Below are 13,805 nucleotides of genomic sequence, written 5' to 3'. Positions count from 1 at the left end.
GCGGAAAGTCCTCGCGACGGTTTCCCTCCAAACTGCCCGGACCCGGGGTTTCAATCCAAGTCACGAGTTCCTACCGGGCGTGCAACGCTTGGAGGTCACACAGGAGAGCATACCCTCGCCCGCTCGCTCTCCGCCAACCCGAGGCGCACCGTGTCACCCCCTCAGCTCGTGCGCCGCCGCATCCCCCCGTCCGAGGACGGCTCGTACGCGAGCAGCAGTGGCACCAGGGGCAGGCGGAGCGAGAAGCAGGTGCCCTTGCCCAGCTCGCTCTCCACCTCGATGTGGCCCCCGTGGGACTTCACGATGCCGTGCACCACCGACAGCCCCAGCCCCGTGCCCTCGCCGGGCGGCTTGGTGGTGAAGAACGGCTCGAAGAGGTGGCGCTTCGTCTCCTCGGACATGCCCGTGCCCGTGTCCCGCACGTCCACCCGCACCATGGACTCGTCGCGGGACGTGGTGACGCGCACCACGCCGCCTGGCGCGGTGGCCTGCCCCGCGTTCACCAACAGGTTCACCAGCACCTGGACGATCTGCCGCGGGCGCCCCACCACCGTCCCCGTCCCGCCCAGCTCCTTCTGCACCCGGACGTGGCTCAGCTGCCCGTGCGCGATGCGCAGCGCCATCTCCACCTCGGCGTCGAAGTCGAAACCGACGTGGGCCTCGGGGTCTCCCCGCGCGAAGCGGCGCAGATCCGAGACGATGGAATTCACCCGCTTGATGCCGTCCAGCGTGGCCGGCAGCACGTCGTCCACGTACTCCTTCATCGTCTCGGACAGGTGCTGCTCGTCACGCAAGTCCCTGAGCATCGAGTTGACGTTGCTCGTCACGAAGCTCATCGGGTTGTTGATTTCATGCGCCACGCCCGCCGCCAGCATGCCCAGGCTGGTGAGCCGCTCCTGCTCGATGGCCCGCTGGTGCAGCTGCTGCATCTCCTGGTGGGCCTTCTCCAACTGCTCGCGCTGCTGCAGGACCTGGTTGAGCGCCCCGCGCATCAGCGAGGCGCGCCGCTCGGACAGCACGAAGCCGAAGATGCCCAGCAGGCTGAAGGCCAGGGCCATGCCCGGCTCGGCCCCCGTCGACAACGCCACCACGTCCACCAGCACCAGGTACATGGCCGCGCGGGCGCGGACCCACCGGTCCATGCCGTAGAACCAGAGCAGGTTGTAGGGCACGAAGATCCACACCAGCGCGGGCCAGTGGGCCGTGGCCCCACTCACGGCGATGCCCACCACGTTGACCAGGATCCGCGCCGTCTCCGCCACGGAGCGGCCGAGCCGCGCGGCCACCCACTCGGCGACCACCATGTTGCTGAAGGCGAGCACCATCGCCACGCCCAGCTGCACGAACATCACGCGCCACTGGCCCCAGAACCAGGCGACCAGCGCCAGGTTGAACACGGCCGGACCCAGTCCCACGATGGCCTGGATGCCCTGGTGCACCTGCTCTGGATCCGCCTCCAGGAGCGCCTGCGTGGGTCGAGCATCCATGGTCACACCCCCGAAGCGCTCACACTCCCGAGGGGGCGGGGCCCTGGCCACCCAGCAGGGCGCGAACGTCGGCGACGAGGCGCTCATCATCCCAGGGCTTGCTGATGAAGTGGGAGATGACCCCGGGGTGCGAGCTGCTACCGGAGGACAGGTCCGCGTGACCCGAGATGAGCACCCGGACGCACCTGGGCGCCACGCGCAGCACCTGCCCGAGCAGCTCCAGGCCGTTCATCCCCCGCATGCGGAAATCGGAGATGACGACATCCGCCTCGAAGGTGGCGAGCTTCTCGAGGGCCTCCTGGCCATTGAGCGCCACTTCGATGCAGAAGCCCTCGCGCCGCAGCAACCGGCGGAGGGCACCGACCACATGTACTTCGTCGTCGACGATGAGAATCCTGGCCATGGGGGCTCCGGGCCACACCGGCTCGTTGGGGCTCCACGCTACACCACACGTCGAGGGTTCTTCGTCCCTGGACGCGGCAGGAGCAACGGAACGAGTGCTCCACGGAGCGCCAGGCAGGCGAGCGGCCAGCCTGGCTCATTCACGAAGAGGTGGAGTGCGAACGACGGGGGGCGCGAACGCATTGGGGGGAATCGGGAAAGGTCTTGAACTCCCGGAACCATATCAGAACCGCTCCCCGTGCGGTGGACGGACTACGAGGCCAGGCGCAGCAGATTGCGGAGAATGCGGCCGGTAGCCCCCCAGATGACGTGGGAGCCGTACGTATAGAAGTCCACCTCGTACTCCACACCCCGCACACTGCGACGCTCCGAGCGGAGGATGGCCGGGTTCATCAGCTCGGCCAGGGGCACCTCGAGGATGAACTCCACCTCGTCCGGGCTGGGCCGGTACTCCACGCCCTGGGGGATGACGCCGACGAAGGGCTGGATGCGGAACTCGGTGAGGGTGGGCACCTCGTCCAGGGCGCCGAGCACGCGCACGCCGGACACGTCGATGCCCAGTTCCTCCCGCGTCTCGCGCAGCGCGGTGTGCAGGGGGGTGGGGTCCTCCGGGTCCCTCGAGCCGCCGGGGAAGGAGTACTGGCCGGCGTGGTGACGCAGCGTGGTGGGCCGCTTGGTGAAGAGGATGTGCGGGGTGCCCTCGCGCACGAGGAGGGGCACCAGCACCGCGGCCTCGCGCATCACGAGCCCGGGCAGATTCAGGGCCCGGGGGGGCCGGGAGGCCAGGCGGGTCTCCAGGACGTCGAAGAGGGGATCCACGGCTACTCCGTCAGTTGCTTCTCCACGGGGACCTGGAGGGACTTCTTCTGGGTATCCACGTTCTCCACTCCGGACAACGGGTGGAGCACGCCCCTATTCAACAGCACCAGCAGCACCACGCCCAGCACCACCCGGTAGACGATGAAGACGAGCGTGGAGCGGCTGCGGAGATAGCTCAACAACCAGGCGATGGCGGCCATGCCCGAGACGAAGGCCACCAGCGTGCCCGTCCAGAGGGCCAGGGCCGAGGGGCGCTCGGTGGCCTCCATGAGGTGCTTGAGCTCGAAGATGCCGGCCAGGGTGGTGGCGGGGATGGAGAGCAGGAAGGAGTAGCGCGCCGCGTCCTCGCGCCGCAGTCCCAGCGACAGGCCGCCGGTGATGGTGGTGCCCGAGCGCGAGGAGCCGGGGATGAGGGCCAGCGCCTGCCACAGCCCCACGATGAGCCCGTCCCGCCAGCGCATGTCGTCCAGGGTGCGCTTGTGGGAGGCCAGGCGCTCCACGATGAAGAGGACGATGGCCAGGACGATGAGGCTGGCGGAGATGACGTGGAGTGAACGCAGCGAGCCCTCGATGCTCTTCTTGAAGGCCAGTCCCAGGATGCCGATGGGGAGGGTGCCGATGAGCACGAACCAGGCGAGGCGCGACTCGGTGGTGGCGAAGGGCTCGCGCCGGGCGAGACCCTGGAAGAAGGCCTTGCCCAGGGTGAGGAGGTCCCTGCGGAAGTAGATGAGGACGGCGGCCACGGTGCCGAGTTGGATGACGGCCGAGTACGCGGCGCCCGGGTCGGGCCAGCCGAGCAGCTCCGGGACGATGCGCAGGTGCGCGGTGGAGCTGATGGGCAGGAACTCGGTCAGACCCTGGACCAGCCCGAGGACGATGGCTTGAAGGAGACTCATACGTGTGGGGAAGTGGATGTATGCGCTACCCTCCGGGGCAGCAAGGGCCTTCGCACGGGCCCTGTCGTCCGGGAACGTGTCCATGCCCCCAGCCCCACCCTGTCCCTGCTCGTCCGGCCTGCGCTACCGCGAGTGCTGTGCCCGCTACCACCGAGGTGAGGCGGAAGCACCAGACGCCGAGGCCCTGATGCGCTCGCGCTACAGCGCCTTCGCCCTGCGGGAGGTGGAGTACCTGTGGCGCACGCTGCACCCGGAGCACCCGGACCGCGCGAGACCCAAGGAGGAGATGCTGCGGGAGCTGCGAGCGGTGGCGAGCGGCCACAAGTACCCGAGGCTGCACGTGCTGGACCGGCAACCACCGGACGAGACGGGAGCGGCGGTGGTGCTCTTCTACGCGCGCATCTTCGAGAAGGGAAAGGACCGCTCGTTCGTGGAGCGGTCGGAGTTCCGGCACGATGGAACGGGCTGGCGCTACCTGAGCGGGGAGAACCTGGCGCCGAACCAACTCTCCGTGCCCCCCGAGACCCTCACGCTCGCCACCTTCCCCTCTCCCTCCGGGAGAGGGACGGGGTGAGGGTACCTCGCCCCCGTTCTAAGGAATCGTGAGTGCCCGCAGCACACGGTTCTCACCGATCTGGATGCGCAGCAACAGCGAGGAGCCGGACTTCGCGCCGCGGACGACCTGGGCGAACTCACGAGGGCTGCGCACCTGCTTGCCACCGGCCTCGACGATGACCATGCCGGGCTGGAGACCCGCGCGATCCGCGGGCGAGCCGGGGTCCACGTCGACGACCATGGCGCCCTGCCTGACGCCCGGGGCCATGCGCGGGTCCACGTCCTGGAGACGCAGACCCAGCTTGTGGCCGGTGTCCTCCTCCTCGCGTTCGCTCTGGGGAGCGGAGGAGATGCCCTCGAGGTCCGGGCGCTCGCCCAGCTTCACCTGCACCTCCCGCGACTTGCCGTTGCGGTAGACGGTCAGCTTCACCGCCTCGCCCGGAGGGCGGAAGCCGATGTCGCGGGTGAGACCGCGCGAGGTCTCGACGGCCGTGCCCTCGATGGCGGTGATGACGTCATCCTGCTTCAGACCGGCCCTGGCGGCCGGGGTATCCGGCTGCACATCGGTGACGATGGCGCCCTTGCGCGCCGGCACGTTGAGCGCCTTGGCGAGATCCGCCGTGAGGTCCTGTACCGACACACCCAGCCAGCCACGTTGAATCTTCCCCTTCTGCAACTGGGACAGGAGCGCCTTGGCCATGTTGGAGGGCACGGCGAAGCCGATGCCCGTGCCACCGCCGACGATGGCGCTGTTGATGCCGACGACCTCGCCCCGCATGTTGAAGAGCGGCCCACCCGAGTTGCCCGGGTTGATGGCGGCGTCCGTCTGCAGGAAGTTGTCGTAGGGGCCGGCCTGGATGTCGCGGGCGCGGGCCGAGAGGATGCCGACGCTGACGCTGGAGGTGAGCCCGAACGGGTTGCCGATGGCCATCACGGGATCGCCCACGCGAATCTGGTCCGAGTCCCCGAGCCTCGCCACCGGCAGGTTCCCCACGTTGCCCTCGAGCTTGATGAGGGCCAGGTCGGTGAGCGGATCCCTCCCGAGCACCTTGGCGTCGAACTCGCGGCCGTCGTTGAGGCGGACGCGGATGTCGACGGAGTTCTCCACCACGTGGTTGTTGGTGAGGATGAGCCCGCTGGCGTCGATGATGAAGCCGGAGCCCTCGCCCTGCTGGATGCGCTCGCGGGGCTCGACACCACCGGGTCCGCCGGGCCCACCGAAGAAACGCTCGAAGAGATCACCCGGCATCCCCTCGGGAGCGGCGGGCGTGCGAGCCTGGACATCCACGTTGACGACCGTGTCCTTCACGGCGTCGACCAGATCCGCGATGGACTGAGGCGCCTGCCCCGACCCGCCCGCCGCGGCCGGAAACTGGAGCTGCTGCGGCGGCTGTGGCTGCGGCTGTTGCGCCCCCGCGCCACCCGTCCCCTGTCCGGGCTCCTGGGAAGATGAAGGAGGCGGAGTGCTCTTCTCCGGCTGGGTGCCCTGCGCCGCCGGAGCGGGGGGAGCGGAGCCGCTGGACGGGGATTGGGGCTCCCAGGTGCGCGCCTCACACCCGCTCGCGACCGCGAGCATGAGGGCATTGAACAGAACGAACTGTGGCAGGAAAGCCGAGCGGGCGAGCTTCATGGAAAGGACATCCTCCCTGGGGGGAAGATGCGGACACCGCATGGACTGACAACCACACGGCACTCGATGGAGAGCGGGCATCGAGGCCCCCGCCCGCTCGCTCCCCTGCCCTCCGGTACGAGGGCCTCAGTGGAAGTTGAGGCAGCCGTTCGTGTTCGCCTCTTCCACGGAGGCCACCGGCACGGGCTCGTCGGCGACAATCCTCAGGTCGTCGAATCTGTTGCTATCGGGCTTGCCCTCGGCGCAGATGCCGCGCGCCAGGTTGTAGCCGGGCTTCAGGTCGTCCAGGTTGACGATGCGGCCCCACTCGCGGAGCGTCTCCTTGAGCAGAGGGGTGATCTCCGGAACGAAGAGCACGATGTGCCCGGGCGCCAGCCCCCGCATGACGTCGCCATCGTCGGCTTTCCCGTTGCCGTTCACGTCCTCGTAGACGGAGACGTAGGCGGTGCCCACCAGGCCGGTCTGGAAGTTGTTGAGGGCCTGGGGCTCGGGGTTCTCCAGGAGGCGGAGCTCGTAGCCGAACGGAGGGTTCTTGCTGTTGACCTCCACGCTCTGGAAGAAGGTGATGTCACCGCTGCGGGCCCAGTTGTCCCAGGCGAGGGCGACGCGCGTCTTGCCCTTCTGCTCGACGGGCGAGAGCGACTGCACCTCGCCGGTCACCTTGAAGCGGGCCTCACCGGTGTACGAGCCGTCGGCGAGCTCGACTCCGCAGGCGGTACCACCGAGGGCGAGCAGCAGGGCCAGGCTCTTCATGGGGCGGTTCATGGTTTCGTTCTCCTGTCATGGGGCGCGGGTTTCGGAGCCGCGCGCCGTGTTCTGTCCAGGAGACCCACGAGCCATTTTCCGCGGACAGACGCGGTGCGCGGTTCACCAGCGCATGCCGGCGCCCAGCGCGAAGACGGGAGTCACGGGCGTGCGCGCGCTGGGGGCCTGCTCCGAGGAGACGCGCACATAGGAGGCGCGCAGACCCGCCTCCACGCCGAGGAAGAAGCCGCGCGTCGGGCGCACGTCGGCGCGCACCAGCGTGTCCAGGTGGGGCGAGAGCTGCCAGCGCGGGGGAGCGAGGCGTCCGGAGAAGCGCTGGTCGAAGTACGTGGCGCCCAGCCGCACGCCGCCCGACAGCGAGAAGGCGCCCAGGTCGAACACCTTGCGCGCGCCCGCCCGCAGCGCCGTGGCGGTGAGCTGTCGCTCGAGGCCCTCGCTGACGAGCACCGACCGGGCCAGCTCCACCTGCGCGTCCAGCGTGAGGGCCGCCGTGTCCAGGGAGAGTTGCACCGAGGCGGCCGGGGTGAAGGGAAAGCCCTCCAGCACGCCGGAACCACCGCCGCCCCACACGCTCAGCGCATAGGAGGTGCTCGGACCGCCGCCCTTGCGCACCAGCTGGTCCAGCTCCACCACGCTCCACGGCGCCGCCGACAGGTCCACCGACTGCTCGCCCCCAGCCTGCACCGGGGCCTCGTAGAGCCGGTCCGGCAACCGGCGCTGGACGAAGTAGCGCCCGGGCATGAGCCGCGCCGTGCGCGCCTCGCGGGAGATGTTCGCCTCCAGCACCACCGGGCCCTCGCGCCGCTCCTTGCGGAAGAAGTACTGGCCCGGCTCGGCCAGCCGCACCGACGCGAGCCCGCGCACCCGTCCGGGCCGCGTGAGCACCAGCTCCGAGCGGCCCTTCAGGTCATAGAGGTACGTGGGGTGCTGCACGCCGCCCATCGTCGCCACCGTGCTGGCCACGGTGCGGTCGGCGGCGTACTGGTACGCCTCGGCCAGGCTGACGAGCCCGTCCCCTCCATGGTCCGCCATGCCGCGCAGCGCGGCCACCAGGTGGTGGGTGAAGAAGGAGCCCTGCAGCGCATCCGACTCCTGCGCGTTCTCTCCGGCCGACGAGGAGGAGAGGATGGCGAAGCCCTCGGGCATGCCGCGCGTCTCCACGTCCGGAGGCAGCGCGAAGGGCGCGGCCAGCCGGGTGCCCTTCACGCGCGTGGCCTGGCCGGAGCGACACGCGTCCACCACCAGCAGCCGCGCCGCCGCGGCGGAGCCGGAGGTGAGGTTGCGCAGCTCCTCCCACGGCAGCAGCGTGCCACCCAGGTGCAGCGACTCGGCGTCCGCGTGGCCCGAATAGAAGACGAGCAGCACGCTGGAGCGGTCGTGCGCCACCTCCTCGCGGATGCGCGCGTTCATGCGCGCCAGCGCGGTGCGCACGCGGTCCGCGTTCGGGTCGGCCAGCACCAGCACGTTCTCGGGCAGGAAGTCCCCGAGGCTGACGAGCACGTCGCGCAGCCGCTCGGTGTCCGAGCCCGCGTAGCGCAGCACCGGCTCATCCGCGTTTCCACGGTGGGCGCCGATGAGCAACGCATAGCGCGACTCCCCCGCGTGCGAGGGAGTCGCGGCCAGCAGCGCGAGCAGCATCCCGGCGGCGGCGAGGCCCCGGGCGCCGAGGCTCAGGGCACGCCCGCCACCTGCCACTCGTAGACGCGCTCGTGGCACGCCTCCTCCAGCGCGGCCCCGGACGGGGGCCTCGTGGGACACGTCAGCAGGCGCAGCCGCGTCCTCCCATCCGGAGTGACGAGCGCGGCCACCGGCAGCCAGCCGTCGGCGGGCACGGGTCCCTCGAAGTACGTCGTCCATCGGTCCTCCTCGTCTCCCTGAAGGATGAGCCAGTCGGACGGGAGGGCGCCAGTCACGCGCGGTCGGAGCTGGTCGCCCGCGCGCAGGCCCTCCACCTGCTCCGCCGGGACATCCTCCAACGCGAGCACCCCCTCCCGCATCACCGCCACGTCGAGCGAGGCGGTGCCCTTGATTTGCTCCCCGGGCAGCGTCGCTCCGGGAACGTCCACGCCCGCCATCGGGCGGACGAGCAGGAACGCGGCGGCGGTCACGGCCGCGAGCGCGGGCACCCAGGTCCAGAAAGCCCATCCGCGGCGCGGGCCCTGGGAGGCGGTGGCGGAGGCCCGCTGAAGCTCCTCCGGAATCCGCTCCAACGCGGCGGCACGCACCTGGGCGCGCTCCTCGTCCACCCGCTGGCGGCAGTGCGCGCAGCCCGTCAGGTGCGCCTCGGCCGGGGCGACCTCCCCGGCGCGCAACAGTCCGAGCGCGAGCTGCGAGACGGACCAGCCCGACAGGCAGTCACTGGAGGGCTTCGACCTGGGAAACAACTCAGCCGGCATGGGGGGCCTCCTTCCTGTGAACGCCTTGCAGCATCCGCTCGGCGTGCTCGCGGAACTTCTCGAGACGCCGGCCCACGGTACGTCGGGGGATGCCGAGCAATTCGGCGATCTCCTCGTGCTCCATGCCGTGGATGAAGTAGCAGGCGGCGATCTGGGCCTGCTCCGCGTCCGCCTCGGCGAGCACCTTGCGCAGCGCCAGCCCGTCCTCGGGCGAGCGGGGGCTCTCCGGCTCCCCCTGGGGCCCGTGAATCTGCTGGAGGCTGTCCCGGCGACGCGCGTCGCGCAGCCGGTTGATGGAGAGGTGGGTGCTCGTCTTGTAGAGGAACGCGGCCGTGTCCCGCTCGTTGCCACTGCGGTCACGGTGCCGCAGGAAGCGGATGAACACCTCCTGCGCCACGTCCTCCGCGGCGGCGGGCTCTCCGAGGATGCGCAACGCGCAGTTGCGCACCAGCGCGACGTGGCGCCGGTAGAGCGTGGAGATGTCGGTCGGAGGAGCGGGAGTCATGGCGCTACAGCCAGAAGACACGCGAGCGCGAATCCGCGGACACGGGGATTTTCACCCTCATTTTCCCAGGATTCTTCCCTGCCCTGGCAAACCTCTTCACACCTGGGGGCGCCTCCTTCCCACGAAGTCACTCCCAGGTGAAGCACCGGGACTCCAAGGCACCCTTTTGACGGAAAAGCCTCAGGGCACATCGAGTGCATGTCGGCCGCACGGCGGGTGAATCGCCCAGGGAGGCAGCACATGAAGTACCGGGGGTCGTGGAAGACGAGGTGTGGAGGGGGAGTGACGGCATTGATGTTGTTGACCCACTGCGCCGGCCCTGAGCCGGAAGAGCGGGCAATGAACCTCCCAGTGCCCCAGACGCCTGTCGTCTTGAAGCAGGAGGTGGCCACGACACTGACCTTCGGGGCGATCGCGGACGCCTACGTGAGCCAGTCCGCCGACGCGGCGAACTTCGGTGGCGCCGACTCGTTGCGCGTGGACCTCTCGCCCGAGGAGTGGTCCTACCTGCGGTTCGACGTCACGGGGGTGACGGGGACGGTGACGCGGGCGACGCTGCGATTGTACGTGACCAATGGCGGCGTGAGCGGGCCGAGGGTGTTCTCCTCCCAACCCGAGTGGACGGAGGATGGCATCACGTTCCGCAATCATCCCGGGACGAGCGGCGGCGTCCTGGATGCCGGGGGGGCCATCTCCAGCGGCTCCTGGGTGGAATACAACGTGACGAGCGCGGTGCGCGGAAACGGCACGCTCCACTTCACCCTGGTGGGCACCTCGAACGACTCGGTGAGCTTCGCCTCGAGCGAGAACAGCCGCGAGGATCGCCGGCCCCAGCTCGTCCTCACCGTGGCGTCCGAACCCGACTGCATGCCGCGCACCGCCACGAGCATCTTCGACCCCCAGGCGACCTACGACGCCTACGCCTCCCAGAGCCAGCCCACGCGCCGCTTCGGAAGCGAGCCGCGGCTGCTCGTGGACTCGGCACCCGACCGGTTGGAGACCTTCCTCCAGTTCCGCTACGGCTCTTCCGATGAGTGGCGGGTGCGGCAGGCGAAGCTGCGGCTCTACGCCACCGACGCTTCCCCCGACGGGCCGCTGCTCTACCGCGCCAGCGATGACTGGCCCGCCTCGGGCTCCCAGGACTTCGATTGGAACACCCGCCCGGCGCTCATCGGTGCTCCGGTGGGCAATCTCGGCGCCATCGAGGCCAACACCTGGGTGGAGTACGACGTGTCGAGCCTGGTGACGACCACCCACGGTATCTACAGCTTCGGCCTCGTTCCCGAGTCCACCAACGGGGTGGACTTCGTCTCGGCGGACTCGCCCTCGTACGAGCTGCGTCCGCGGCTGAGCATCACGCTCGAGTCCCAGCCCTACTGCTCCTACCGGGGCACGGGCGGTGGCTCCACCGGGTGGACACGGCATTACGGCGGCGCGGGCATCGAGAAGCTGCTGGCCATGGCCACCGACACGTACGGGAACTTCGTGGCGGCGGGCCTCTTCGGAGACGCGCCGTTCCCGAACGGCAAGGGGTTCGCCCTCGCGCGCTACGCCGCGGACGGTACGCCCGTGTGGACCCGTCAGGTGACCACGGAGGACCTGCTGGTGCGGGCACTCTCCGTCACGCGTGACGGCACCCTCTTCGTGGTGGGCCGTTACAGAGGCTCGCCGGACCTGGGAACGGGCCCGCTGCCCGACAGCGGCCGCTGGTCCAACGCGTTCTTCATCGCGAAGTTCTCCCCCACCGGGCAGACCGAGTGGGCCCGGGGGTTCGCCGCCACCTACCTGCGTCCGTCCGAGGGGACGCTCGAGCACTGGCCGGTCACCCCGGAGGCGGTGACCGTCGATGCCCTGGGCAACGGCCTCACCGTCGTGGGTACCTTCTACGGCGAGGTGGACTTCGGGGGAGGAACGCTCTTCGCGGGCCTCGCCAGCGTCTACAACGAGGACCCCTTCCCGGGTGGCTTCGTCGTCCGATTCACCAACGAGGGGCAGCACGTCTGGTCGCGGGCCCTCGAGGCGAAGCCTTCCCAGGACCCGACGCGGATCCGCGCCGTGGCGCTCGACACGGAAGGCAACGCCCTCATCGGCGGCAGGGTGAACAAGGACAACGACCTCGGTGATGGACCCGTGGCGAGCGCCGGGGCCTTCATCGCGAAGTACAGCGCCTCCGGAGCGCTCCAATGGAAGCGGCTGTTCCCCGGGGTCTTTGGAGAGATCAACACCCTCCGGTACAAGCAGCCGCGCTTCGTGTACTTCGCCGCCAACCTGGGCGGGAGCTTCACCTTCGGAGGGCGGACGTACACGGGAGGCGATCCGGACGACCTGTACTACGCGGACAACGTCAGCGGCTTCTTCGGCTCGATGGAGAACCTGACGGGCACCGACCAGTGGCTCCGTCAACCGGGGCTCGTCACCCTCCAGGGGCTCCTCGTGGCGGACAACTTCCTCACGGTCACCGGCAAGGGGCTCACCTATGACCTGGGCGGTGGAACGCTCGGGGGTCCCATCCCCAGCCCCTTCGTGGCGAGCTACACCGAGACGGGAGCCCACCGCTGGTCTCGCTCCTTCGACCCGGACATCGGGGATGCATTCGGCCAGCCCCAGCTCATCCTGGTGCCCCAGGCCTGGGGACAGGTGCTGGTGGGCGGCACCTTCAGCACGCCCATCCAACACGACGGGACGACCTATACGCCGCGAGGGAACTCCGACCTGCTCTACTTCCAGTTGAAGCCGTAGGCTTCGCGGCTGGTAGAACGTCGGGGCCGAACCCTGCTCGAGGCCCCGACGTGAGAGAGGTGAATGTGACACGGATGAATCCCCGCCCCCTGCTGCTCGCCATCGCCTACCTGGCCTTCATCAGCCTCGGGTTGCCGGACGCGGTGCTGGGCGTGGCGTGGCCGTCCGTGCGCGAGACGTTCTCCCTGCCGCTGAGCGGGCTCGGAATGGTGCTGGTGGGCACGGGCACGGGGTACTTCCTGTCGGGCCTCGTCGCCGGGAGACTCGTCCAGGCATTGGGCGTGGGCACCCTGTTGACGGTGAGCAGCGCGCTCGTCGCGCTCAGCCTCTTCGGGTACTCGCTTGCCCCGATGTGGCCGCTGTTCCTCCTGTGCACGCCCTTCATCGGCCTGGGCTCGGGGGCCATCGACTCCGGCATCAATGCCTATGCGGCGAGTCACTTCCCGGTGCGGCACGTCAACTGGCTGCACGCCTGCTACGGCTTCGGCGCCATGCTCGGTCCGTTGGTGATGACGGCCATGCTCGTCCGAAGCGGCTCGTGGCGCTGGGGGTACGCGATCATCGGCGCGATGCTGTTGCTCATGGCGCTGACCTTCGGAGCGACCCGGGCGTCCTGGAAGACAGAGGGGACCCCCGGTGCGGACGGCTCGGATGCGCCGACCAGTGCCAGCCAGGCCCTGCGTCACCCGATGGTGTGGCTGCAGATCGTCATCTTCTTCGTGTACACGGGGTTGGAGGTGACGGCGGGGCAGTGGTGCTTCACGCTGTACACCCAGGCACGCGCCGTGCCGGCCGAGCTGGCCGGAACGTGGACGGGCCTGTATTGGGGGAGTCTCGCGGTGGGGCGGGTCTTCATGGGCTTCGTGGTGGAGCGGCTGGGGCCGGATCGCCTGCTGCGCTTCAGCATACTGAGCGCCGTGGCCGGCAGCGCCCTGTTCGCGTTCGGGCCGACGCTGGCGAGCCTTGGGGGGCTGCTGCTGATCGGCATGAGTCTGGCGCCCATCTATCCCACGTTGATGTCACGGACTCCGGGCCGGCTGGGGGCGGGCTACGCGGCCCATGCGGTCGGCTTCCAGGTGAGCGCCGCGATGCTGGGAGCCGCCGCCCTGCCGAGCCTGGCGGGAGTGCTGGCGGCGCGTTTCGGGCTGGGACTGGTTGGCTGGGTGACCGTGGTGGCGGCGGCGCTGCTGTGTCTGCTGCACGAGACGCTGCTGAAGCTCACGCCGCGAAGCGCCGCCTGAGTTTGTCGCTTCACTGCCAGTGAGCTAGAAAATACCGGACCACCCGCAGTCCCAGAAGAAGGGGAGTTCCATGTCCAAGCTCGTTGCGTTCCTCGCAGTGGCCATCACCGCCGCGGGAGTCCTCGTTCCGCTCGCCGCATATGCGTATGGAATGGAAACCGGTCCCTGCGGTGTGTCCGTCCAGTGCCGCGAGGGCTCTACCGTCGCGTGCAGCGGGCAGATGGTCTGTTACTGGAAGGTGGATTCCCTCACGAGCCCCGGTTTCGTGGAGTGTGACAAACAGGGCCGCGTCTACTGCGGCCTCATCGAGTAACGGTCGCCACCCTCCCCTCTCCCGCCGGGAGAGGGGAGGGGTGAGGGTACCCGGCCC

General features: G+C 69.5%; 13 protein-coding genes. 4 read left to right on the top strand and 9 right to left on the bottom strand.

The window, feature by feature from the left end:
• Positions 1 to 161: 161 nt before the first annotated feature.
• The 4 genes from JRI60_RS06995 to JRI60_RS06980 all read right to left on the bottom strand — a co-directional run bounded on the left by JRI60_RS06995 (position 162) and on the right by JRI60_RS06980 (position 3,604).
• Positions 162 to 1,487 (bottom strand): sensor histidine kinase, encoded by a 1,326-nt coding sequence (locus JRI60_RS06995; RefSeq protein WP_204225069.1) that lies wholly within the window; start codon positions 1,485 to 1,487, stop codon positions 162 to 164.
• A gap of 19 nt (positions 1,488 to 1,506) precedes the next feature.
• Positions 1,507 to 1,890 (bottom strand): response regulator, encoded by a 384-nt coding sequence (locus JRI60_RS06990; RefSeq protein ID WP_204225068.1) that lies wholly within the window; start codon positions 1,888 to 1,890, stop codon positions 1,507 to 1,509.
• Positions 1,891 to 2,141: 251 nt separating this feature from the next.
• Positions 2,142 to 2,708, bottom strand: a complete 567-nt coding sequence (locus JRI60_RS06985; RefSeq protein WP_239470387.1) for a CoA pyrophosphatase — start codon at positions 2,706 to 2,708, stop codon at positions 2,142 to 2,144.
• Positions 2,709 to 2,710: 2 nt separating this feature from the next.
• Complete coding sequence (locus JRI60_RS06980) at positions 2,711 to 3,604, bottom strand: undecaprenyl-diphosphate phosphatase (protein WP_204225067.1); 894 nt, start codon at positions 3,602 to 3,604, stop codon at positions 2,711 to 2,713.
• An 82-nt stretch (positions 3,605 to 3,686) separates the two neighbouring features.
• Between JRI60_RS06980 and JRI60_RS06975 the strand changes: the two genes are divergently transcribed.
• A complete protein-coding gene (locus JRI60_RS06975) occupies positions 3,687 to 4,178 on the top strand; it encodes a YchJ family protein (protein WP_204225066.1) in 492 nt (163 codons plus the stop codon).
• 18 nt (positions 4,179 to 4,196) lie between these two features.
• On the opposite strand, the gene JRI60_RS06970 is transcribed toward JRI60_RS06975, so the two are convergent.
• From JRI60_RS06970 to JRI60_RS06950, 5 genes are all read right to left on the bottom strand, one after another.
• Positions 4,197 to 5,735 (bottom strand): Do family serine endopeptidase, encoded by a 1,539-nt coding sequence (locus JRI60_RS06970; RefSeq protein ID WP_239470386.1) that lies wholly within the window; start codon positions 5,733 to 5,735, stop codon positions 4,197 to 4,199.
• Positions 5,736 to 5,915: 180 nt separating this feature from the next.
• A complete protein-coding gene (locus JRI60_RS06965) occupies positions 5,916 to 6,554 on the bottom strand; it encodes a hypothetical protein (protein ID WP_204225064.1) in 639 nt (212 codons plus the stop codon).
• Between the two features lie 102 nt (positions 6,555 to 6,656).
• Positions 6,657 to 8,270 carry a caspase family protein gene (locus JRI60_RS06960; RefSeq protein ID WP_204225063.1) on the bottom strand — a complete coding sequence of 538 codons (1,614 nt, stop codon included), beginning with the start codon at positions 8,268 to 8,270 and terminating at the stop codon, positions 6,657 to 6,659.
• On the bottom strand, positions 8,225 to 8,950 hold the full coding sequence (locus JRI60_RS06955) for a hypothetical protein (RefSeq protein WP_204225062.1): 726 nt from the start codon (positions 8,948 to 8,950) through the stop codon (positions 8,225 to 8,227). Before JRI60_RS06955 ends, JRI60_RS06960 begins: the two co-directional genes overlap by 46 nt.
• Positions 8,940 to 9,455, bottom strand: coding sequence for an RNA polymerase sigma factor (locus JRI60_RS06950; protein WP_204225061.1), 516 nt, complete (start codon positions 9,453 to 9,455; stop codon positions 8,940 to 8,942). The genes JRI60_RS06955 and JRI60_RS06950 overlap by 11 nt, the downstream gene beginning before the upstream one ends.
• A 339-nt stretch (positions 9,456 to 9,794) precedes the next feature.
• On the opposite strand from JRI60_RS06950, the gene JRI60_RS06945 reads away from it, so the two are divergent.
• The 3 genes from JRI60_RS06945 to JRI60_RS06935 all read left to right on the top strand — a co-directional run bounded on the left by JRI60_RS06945 (position 9,795) and on the right by JRI60_RS06935 (position 13,748).
• Positions 9,795 to 12,194: a DUF7594 domain-containing protein gene (locus JRI60_RS06945; protein WP_204225060.1), complete on the top strand. Its 2,400-nt coding sequence runs from the start codon at positions 9,795 to 9,797 to the stop codon at positions 12,192 to 12,194.
• Positions 12,195 to 12,268: 74 nt separating this feature from the next.
• Entirely contained in the window at positions 12,269 to 13,435 is a 1,167-nt protein-coding gene (locus JRI60_RS06940) for an MFS transporter (RefSeq protein WP_204225059.1), read from the top strand.
• 70 nt (positions 13,436 to 13,505) lie between these two features.
• Entirely contained in the window at positions 13,506 to 13,748 is a 243-nt protein-coding gene (locus JRI60_RS06935) for a hypothetical protein (RefSeq protein ID WP_204225058.1), read from the top strand.
• Positions 13,749 to 13,805: the final 57 nt, after the last annotated feature.

This window comes from Archangium violaceum, assembly GCF_016887565.1.
GTDB lineage: Bacteria > Myxococcota > Myxococcia > Myxococcales > Myxococcaceae > Archangium > Archangium violaceum_B.
This window is presented reverse-complemented; position numbering and strand designations above follow the sequence as displayed.

What these genes read in the sequence shown, in the direction of transcription:
- JRI60_RS06935 (WP_204225058.1), top strand. Translation starts at nt 13,506, where the DNA reads ATGTCCAAGCTCGTTGCGTTCCTCGCAGTGGCCATCACCGCCGCGGGA.
- JRI60_RS06975 (WP_204225066.1), top strand. Translation starts at nt 3,687, where the DNA reads ATGCCCCCAGCCCCACCCTGTCCCTGCTCGTCCGGCCTGCGCTACCGC.
- JRI60_RS06945 (WP_204225060.1), top strand. Translation starts at nt 9,795, where the DNA reads ATGAACCTCCCAGTGCCCCAGACGCCTGTCGTCTTGAAGCAGGAGGTG.
- JRI60_RS06965 (WP_204225064.1), bottom strand. Translation starts at nt 6,554, where the DNA reads ATGAACCGCCCCATGAAGAGCCTGGCCCTGCTGCTCGCCCTCGGTGGT.
- JRI60_RS06950 (WP_204225061.1), bottom strand. Translation starts at nt 9,455, where the DNA reads ATGACTCCCGCTCCTCCGACCGACATCTCCACGCTCTACCGGCGCCAC.
- JRI60_RS06990 (WP_204225068.1), bottom strand. Translation starts at nt 1,890, where the DNA reads ATGGCCAGGATTCTCATCGTCGACGACGAAGTACATGTGGTCGGTGCC.
- JRI60_RS06980 (WP_204225067.1), bottom strand. Translation starts at nt 3,604, where the DNA reads ATGAGTCTCCTTCAAGCCATCGTCCTCGGGCTGGTCCAGGGTCTGACC.
- JRI60_RS06970 (WP_239470386.1), bottom strand. Translation starts at nt 5,735, where the DNA reads ATGCTCGCGGTCGCGAGCGGGTGTGAGGCGCGCACCTGGGAGCCCCAA.
- JRI60_RS06955 (WP_204225062.1), bottom strand. Translation starts at nt 8,950, where the DNA reads ATGCCGGCTGAGTTGTTTCCCAGGTCGAAGCCCTCCAGTGACTGCCTG.
- JRI60_RS06940 (WP_204225059.1), top strand. Translation starts at nt 12,269, where the DNA reads ATGAATCCCCGCCCCCTGCTGCTCGCCATCGCCTACCTGGCCTTCATC.
- JRI60_RS06995 (WP_204225069.1), bottom strand. Translation starts at nt 1,487, where the DNA reads ATGGATGCTCGACCCACGCAGGCGCTCCTGGAGGCGGATCCAGAGCAG.